General features: G+C 69.6%; 6 protein-coding genes. 1 reads left to right on the top strand and 5 read right to left on the bottom strand.

All coding sequences use genetic code 11. The features are described from left to right. Positions 1-137: 137 nt before the first annotated feature. From ACFVW6_RS04145 to mftA, 5 genes are all read right to left on the bottom strand, one after another. Positions 138-1,235, bottom strand: a complete 1,098-nt coding sequence (locus tag ACFVW6_RS04145) for a GAF domain-containing protein (protein ID WP_357342664.1) — start codon at positions 1,233-1,235, stop codon at positions 138-140. Between the two features lie 384 nt (positions 1,236-1,619). Then, a complete protein-coding gene (mftG, locus tag ACFVW6_RS04140) occupies positions 1,620-3,074 on the bottom strand; it encodes a mycofactocin system GMC family oxidoreductase MftG (RefSeq protein ID WP_378823782.1) in 1,455 nt (484 codons plus the stop codon). A gap of 10 nt (positions 3,075-3,084) precedes the next feature. After that, positions 3,085-4,482: a mycofactocin biosynthesis glycosyltransferase MftF gene (gene mftF / locus ACFVW6_RS04135; protein ID WP_355273679.1), complete on the bottom strand. Its 1,398-nt coding sequence runs from the start codon at positions 4,480-4,482 to the stop codon at positions 3,085-3,087. A gap of 139 nt (positions 4,483-4,621) precedes the next feature. Next, positions 4,622-6,115 carry a mycofactocin radical SAM maturase gene (gene mftC, locus ACFVW6_RS04130; RefSeq protein ID WP_378825588.1) on the bottom strand — a complete coding sequence of 498 codons (1,494 nt, stop codon included), beginning with the start codon at positions 6,113-6,115 and terminating at the stop codon, positions 4,622-4,624. A gap of 2 nt (positions 6,116-6,117) precedes the next feature. After that, the gene (mftA, locus tag ACFVW6_RS04125; RefSeq protein WP_355273682.1) at positions 6,118-6,222 is read right to left on the bottom strand and encodes a mycofactocin precursor MftA; all 105 of its coding nucleotides are present in this window, start codon (positions 6,220-6,222) and stop codon (positions 6,118-6,120) included. 174 nt (positions 6,223-6,396) lie between these two features. On the opposite strand from mftA, the gene mftR2 reads away from it, so the two are divergent. Next, entirely contained in the window at positions 6,397-7,035 is a 639-nt protein-coding gene (mftR2, locus tag ACFVW6_RS04120) for a mycofactocin system transcriptional regulator MftR2 (protein ID WP_218719662.1), read from the top strand. Positions 7,036-7,052: the final 17 nt, after the last annotated feature.

Raw genomic sequence — 7,052 nt, 5'->3', positions numbered from 1 at the left:
AAAAAGGAACTTTTTCCGATAAAAAACTCGGACAAACGTCCAGTCTCTCCGGGGAGGTTGCCACGACCTGGGCATCAGTGTGTGCCACACCACATCTTCGGCAGATGTGTGAGCTACCACACTTTCAGAACGGGAGACTATGAGCCGAAACGTTGCATCTGCGTTGCATCGGTACCCAGGCGCCGATCGAGCACCCGGATCTTGGCCTCGATCTGCGCATACAGGGGCGAATCGCGGTCGACGGTGGACCGGTACGCGGCCCACGCGGCGGCGTCGTCGCGGCCTTCCGGGCCCGCGGTCCACCGGCGCAGCACGCCGGGATCGGCGGAAGCGAGCACCGCGGTGCGCAACCGCACCCGAAGCTCGTCGCGGATGTCGCAGATGCCCGGAGCCGACGATCTCGGGAGCACCGGACCGGCGTACAAGCGCAATGCGGATTCGATATCACCGGAGTCGAGCGCGGCCCGCAGGGCCTCCACATCGGTTGCGACATGGACGCGCAGACGGTAGGGGCGCGATCCGACGACCGACGCGCCGATCACCGACCGCAGGCGCGACATCGCCGCGCGGATGGTGCCGTTGTCCAAATCGGTGTCGTCGAGCAGCAGCGCCAGATGATCGGCGCCGAGCCCCTCGGGATGTTCGGTGAGCAACAGCAGGATCTCGGCGTGCCGCTGGGACAGCGACACCCGCTCCCCCGCCACCGTCAATTGCGGCTGGCCGAGTCCGAGGACCTCGAGTCCGAGCCGGGCCGGTTCGCTATCGGCGGCCTGCTGGCCGGCGCGGCCGGGCTCGGCCGCGGGCACCCCGCGACCCGCCCGCATCGCCCGCAGCACCAGGTCCATCTCGGCCGCCGTCGCCGCGGCCTTGACCAGAGCGAGGATTTCAGGCTTGGCCACCCGCATCCCGCCGGCAATCATCAGCACGCCGATCAACCGGCCGTCCGGCTCGTGCACTGGGGCCGCCGCGCCGGTGATCTGATGCATGCGATGGAGGAAATGTTCGGGTCCGTGAATCCACGTCGCCCGGCCGGTGCGCACGACGAGACCGACCGCGTTCGTCCCGATCCGGCGCTCGCTCAGATCGTCGCCTTCGCGCACGCCGATCTCGGCGGCGGCGGCGACCTGTTCCGGATGACCGTGCACCGACAGCACCCGGCCGAACTGGTCGGCGACCGTCACGATCAGTCCAGCCCGCGCCGCGTCCTGGACCAGCAGTTTGTCGATGAGTGGCATCAGCGCGGCAATGGGATGAGCATCCCGGTAACGCACCAGATCGGCACCACGAAGACCGCGACCGTCGAGTATGTCCGTCGGATCGATTCCACCACGCGTACTGCGCAACCAGGACTCGAGAACGAGCGGACGCAACAGGCCGGCCAGCTGGGTCAGCTGGTCACCACCGGCACTGAGAAAACCATGGGCCTGTGCGGCATAGGCTTCCAGAGCTCCGAGCTGTGCGCCCGACTCTGCCGCCTGCCGTGGGGGCCGCCCACCTGCGAGATTGCTGACCATTTGCCTTTCTTTCCCGCTACAAACTGTACCGGTGAGTTATCGGCAGTCTCGTCAGAAGTGTGGGTTTGTCCCGCAGGTCACATTGTGGTAGCAGATGTCACTTCGTCACACCCGGTGTCGACGGGCTATCACTGTGGCGAGCAGCACTGTCGCGGCCTGTGGGCCGCGGCCCAACGGGACGGGCACGATCGACAGATCGGCCACGGTCAGGCCCGCGATGCCGTGTACCCGGCCGAGGTCGTCGACCACGGCGCGCGGGTCGTCGGCGGGGCCCATCCGGCAGGTGCCCGAAAGGTGCTGGGACGTCCCCAGATGCGAGCGTAGCCAGGCGTCGTCGATGGTGCCGAGCGGCCGCTCGAGGATCCGCGCGGCGACCTCGACCCCGGCGCGCAGCCGGTCGCGGTCGGCGGCGGTGCGCAGATAGCCCTGGTCGATCCGGGCGGGCACGGCCGGGTCGGCGGAGCCGAGGGTGAGCGTGCCGGTCGACTCCGGACGCATCAGCGCGACGCCGAGCCTGCGCAGGCCCGGCGTGAACATCGGGGTATACGGACGCAGTTCGAGGTCGCCGAGTTCCAGGACGTATTCGAGGGCGACCGCGCTCGTCGCCGGCGCGGGGCCCGGGTACTCGACGCCGATCTCCGGATGGTCGGTGCACCACCGCCCCACCGGCGCGGGCAGCACCACCGGCACGCCGAGCGAACGCAGCAGTGGTTCCGGACCGATGCCCGAGCGGAGCAGCAGCGCGGCCGATTCCACCGCGCCCGCGCACAGGATCACCCGGTCGGCGTAGGCCGTGCCGCGTTCGCGACCGCGCGCCCACTCGACGCCGACCACCTCGGCGCCGCGCACCACCAGACGGGTCACCATCGTCGCGCCCGCGATCGTGAGGTTCGGGCGGGCGAGCGCGGGATAGAGATGGGTGAACGCGGGGCCCGCTCGGCGACCGTCCGTGATCGCCAGCGGCACGCGTCCGAAGCCCACCGCACCCGGTGGGTGACCGGGAATCTCGACCCCGGCGGCGCGAGCTTCCCGGCCCGGGGGGCGCGCTTCGGGGCGGGCGTTCAGGTCGGCGATCTCCGTGAAACCCATCGCCGCGCACCGCGCAGCGAAGTCCACGCTGACCGGAGCCGGGTCGGCCGTGCGGCGGATCGGGATCGGGCCCGTGGCGCCATGACCGGGCGCGGCGCCGAAATCGTGGTCGGTCTCCACGTCGCGGAGAAAGGGCAGCACGGCGTCGAACGACCAGCGCGCGCTCCCGGCCGCCGCGCTCCACGCCGCGAAGTCGGCGGCGGACGGACGGACGAAGTAGCTGCCGTTGATCGCGCCCGAACCGCCGATCAGCTTGCCCCGCACGATATCTCCCGGGTACCGCCACACCACGGCGGATTCCGGGCCGACCGGCAGGTGCCCCGGATCGAGCAGCCGAACGGGTACCTCGGCGGCCGAGGCCCAGACCGGTCCGGCCTCCAGCACCCGCACCGTCCGCGCGGGGTCGGCGCTGAGCTCGGCCGCGACCACACAGCCCGCCGACCCGGCGCCGACGACGAGAGTGTCCGTCACGCGGGCGAACTCAGCGCGGCGGCACGCTCGGCTTGAGCGCCTCGAAGCTGCGGGCCCTGATCACGCCGAGCCACAGGCCGCTGCCGTAGGCCACGTCGTCGAGCCGCTTGTAGGCGACGTACCGCACCGGGTCGAGGCCGCCCGCGTCGCGGTGGGTGAACCAGTCGGCCAGACCGTCGGCCAGCGCCATGGTGATCGCGATCTTGCGGATCCGCCGCGAGGCGAGCACCGCGATCAGGGTCACCGGCCAGTAGTCCCGGCACATCGCCGAAGCCAGCCGCCACATCCCGGCGAAGTAGCCGCGCGCCAGATACACCGCCGCGATGCGCGTCGGATTGTCCAGTTCGGTGAACACCCGCCGCATCCGGACGAGCGCGGTGGCCAGCGTGACCAGCCCGCCGAGCAGGCCCCACTTGGACAGCGTCGCGAACAGGATGCTCGCCAGCACCGTCCAGGTCGGCACCGACAGCGGCGTGACCATGCCCGCGTGCCGCTTGCTCAGCGGCGCGGCGCCGGTGCCGTAGAACAGCCTGCGGCCGAACCAGGCCCGGAAGGCCACCCGGTGATCGTGGGCGACGTGCGCGGCGGGCTCGTAGCGCAGCCGCCAGCCCGTCCGTTCCAGCCGCCAGCACAGGTCGACGTCCTCGGCCACCTGCATCGACTCGTCGAAGCCGCCCTCGCCGAGCAGCGCGGCGCGCCGGGTCAGCAGGGCCGCGCTCGGGACGTAGGACACGACACCGCGCGCGTGCACCGCGGACTCGCGCCTGCCCAGATCGAGCGAGGACCGGGTGTGCTCGTAGCGGGCCAGCGCGTTGGATTCCTTGTCCAGCGCGACGATCCGCGGCGCGACCAGCGCTACCTGCGGATCACTGAAGTGCCCGAGCATGACCTCGAGCCAGCCGCTGCGCGGCACCACGTCGGAGTCCAGGAACGCGACGAAGCCCGTTGTCGCCGCCCGTAATCCGGCATTGCGGGCGGCGGCCGGGCCGAGCGGGGACTCGTGCCGCAGCACGGTCACCTGCCCGCGGCCCTGCCGGGGCGGGATCAGCACCGGCTCGTCGGAACCGTCGTCGACGACGATCACGTTGTGCCCACGCAGGGTGGCCAGCAGCCGCATCAGCCCGTCGGCGTTGTTGTACAGCGGGATGACGACGGTGACGTCGTCGAGCGAGGGCAGCAGTCGCGGCCGCGGGTTCGCCACGCCGGAATCGAGCAGCCGGCGGGCGACGATCGCGGACTTGGTGTCGGTCACCTCCAGGTACCCGTCGCCGATCAGCTCGGCGGCCTCCGGGGCCAGGCGCATGATCCGCGCGGGCGATCCACCGATCAGGATCCGACCCCCGGAAAATGCGCGTACCCGTGGATCGATCCGTACCCCGAAGCCGTCGGGCAGACGATCATGGCGCATTCCTCGCATGCTATTCGCACTCGAGCTCGCAGACATCATCACCCCACAAAAAAGGAGGAAAGTCCGCCAGAAATGCCGCCGTGACCGAAAACCGGGCGCGTCAACAAGATCGGCAGCGCACTTTCGGCAACCGGCCTGTCTATCCGAGTGGACTCTCGTTGCACGCCTTGGCAGGAGCGCGCTTGACCGTCAACGGCAGCGAGACCCGACCACGGGTACGAACCGGGCGCGAATGGTCGACCGCGGGTCGCGGAATCGTGCGCCCCGGCATCGACAGCGCCGCTTCGCCGTAGCCCTGCACGCATTCCGGGTCGGGACCGTTGGCGGGCAGGCCGGTGAAGAACTTGGCCGCCATGCAGCCGCCACGGCACGCGTCGTAGTGCGAGCACTTGGTGCACGCGCCACCGTCGACCGGCTCGCGCAGCTCGGCGAACAGTTCAGAGGTAGTCCACACCGCGTCGAAACCACCGTAGGCGACGATGTTTCCGGCCTTGAACCGGTCGTGAATGGCGAACGGGCAGGCGTAGACGTCACCGACCGGATCGACCAGGCACACCACCCGGCCCGCGCCACACATGTTCAGGCCGGGCAGCGCGGAACCGAACGCGGACAGGTGGAAGAACGAGTCGCCGGTGAGCACGCCCTCGCCGTTGGCGACGAGCCAGTCGTAGAGCTCGCGCTGCTGTTCGGGCAGCGGGTGCAGTTCGTCCCAGACGTCGGCGCCGCGGCCGGACGGACGCAGCCGGGTCAGCCGCAGGGTCGCGCCGTAACGGTCGGCGATGGCCTTGAATTCGTCGAGCTGGGCGATGTTGTGCCGGGTCGCGACGACCGAGAGCTTCGCGTCCTCGAAGCCCGCGTTGTGCAGGTTCTCCAGGGCGCGGATCGCGGTGTCGTAGGAGCCGGGACCGCGCACGGCGTCGTTGACCGCGGCGTCGGCGCCGTCGAGCGAGATCTGCACGTCGACGTAGTCGCTGGCGGCCAGCCGCGCGGCGACCTCCTCGTTGATGCGAACGCCGTTGGTGGAGAACTTGACCCCGACGTGGTGGGCGGTCGCGTAGTCGACCAGTTCCCAGAAGTCGGGCCGCACCGTCGGCTCACCGCCGCCGATGTTGACGTAGAAGATCTGCATGCGCTCGAACTCGTCGATGAGCGCCTTGCACTGCTCGGTGGTCAGCTCGTTCGGATCGCGGCGACCCGACGAGGACAGGCAGTGCACGCAGGACAGGTTGCACGCGTAGGTGAGTTCCCAGGTGAGACAGATCGGCGCCGCCAGACCGGATTCGAACCGGTCGATCAGCTTGCCGCCCTGGGTGGTGTCCGTGGAGGCAGGCAGGCTCACCGGCGTGACCGGCGTGACCGGGCCCGGCGCGGGCACGATCATGTCGGTGTCGGCCAGCTGTGCCAGCGCCTTGATGTGCGCGTCGGACACGCCGACGCCCTTGGCTCGCAGCGCGTCCCGCACCGAGGCGTGGGCCGGCAGCGACTGCACCACGTCGACCAGATCGCGGCTCTTGAGGAACGAGAGCTTGCGGGTGCCGAAGTGGTACAGCAGCGCACCGAAGGACTCCGGGCGCAGCGAGACGCGCGGATGCAGCGCCCAGCGGGTGTCGAGATCGAGCACGCCTGCCTCCATGGTCAGTACACGCCGCACATGCCGTCGATGCTGACCTCTTCGATCAGCGTCTCGGTGACCAGGTCGGCGTCGGATTCGACGGTCGCAGGCGTTGCGTTCTCGGGCATGACTACCTCCATTGTGTTGCCGGTCACCGCCGACTTTAACGTCAGTGACTGCCATAAAGGGCGGAATTCGAAAATCTCGATGGCCGCGAGCGCCTCGGCGCACCCCTCTAGACTTCCGGGAGCAGGACGGGAACGGGCCGATGAGCCCGGTGGCAGTAGAGGTGAGGCGGAAGCTTGCGTAACCACGGAGGGGCAGGGAGCGGCGCGCATTCCACACTCTCGGAGTCGGAGATCGTCGAGGCGGCGCTGCGCGTCGTGCGCGAGGACGGCGTGGAGAAATTGTCGATGCGCAGACTCTCCCGCGAGCTCGGCGTCTCGCCGATGGCGCCGTACTACTACGTCGCCGACAAGCGGGAACTGCTCGATCTGGTGGCCAGCGCGGCGCTGCTCGGGGTGCGCAAGCCCACCCGCGAGTCGGGGCCGTGGCAGGAGCGCCTGCGCGACCTCATCGATCAGATAGACGATAAACTGCGCAGGCATCCCGGCCTGGGCGACATCCTGCTCGAGCAGATGCTCGGCAAGCAGCTCGACCTGATCGACGCGGTGATGGAGATCCTGTTCGACGCGGGCTTCAGCGACCGCAACGTGCTGGCCGCGTATGCGACCATCCACACCTACCTGTTCGGGCGCAGCCGGGTGAATCCGCGCGACCGCTCCGCCCCCGCGGACGTGCTGTTGCCCGAGGCGGTGGCGCGGGCCACGAAGTACATGGCGGACCTGCGCGGCAAGTACTCCTACGACTTCGGGATGGAGGTGCTGGTCGCCGGTCTCGAGGCACAGCTTGCCCTGCAGGCGCGTCCCGACCTAGCATGAAACTGAAACACGTTCTA

This window comes from Nocardia sp. NPDC058244 (assembly GCF_042882065.1).
Taxonomy (GTDB): domain Bacteria; phylum Actinomycetota; class Actinomycetes; order Mycobacteriales; family Mycobacteriaceae; genus Nocardia.
Note: the sequence above shows the minus strand (reverse complement) of the source record. Positions and strands in the feature narration are given on the sequence as shown.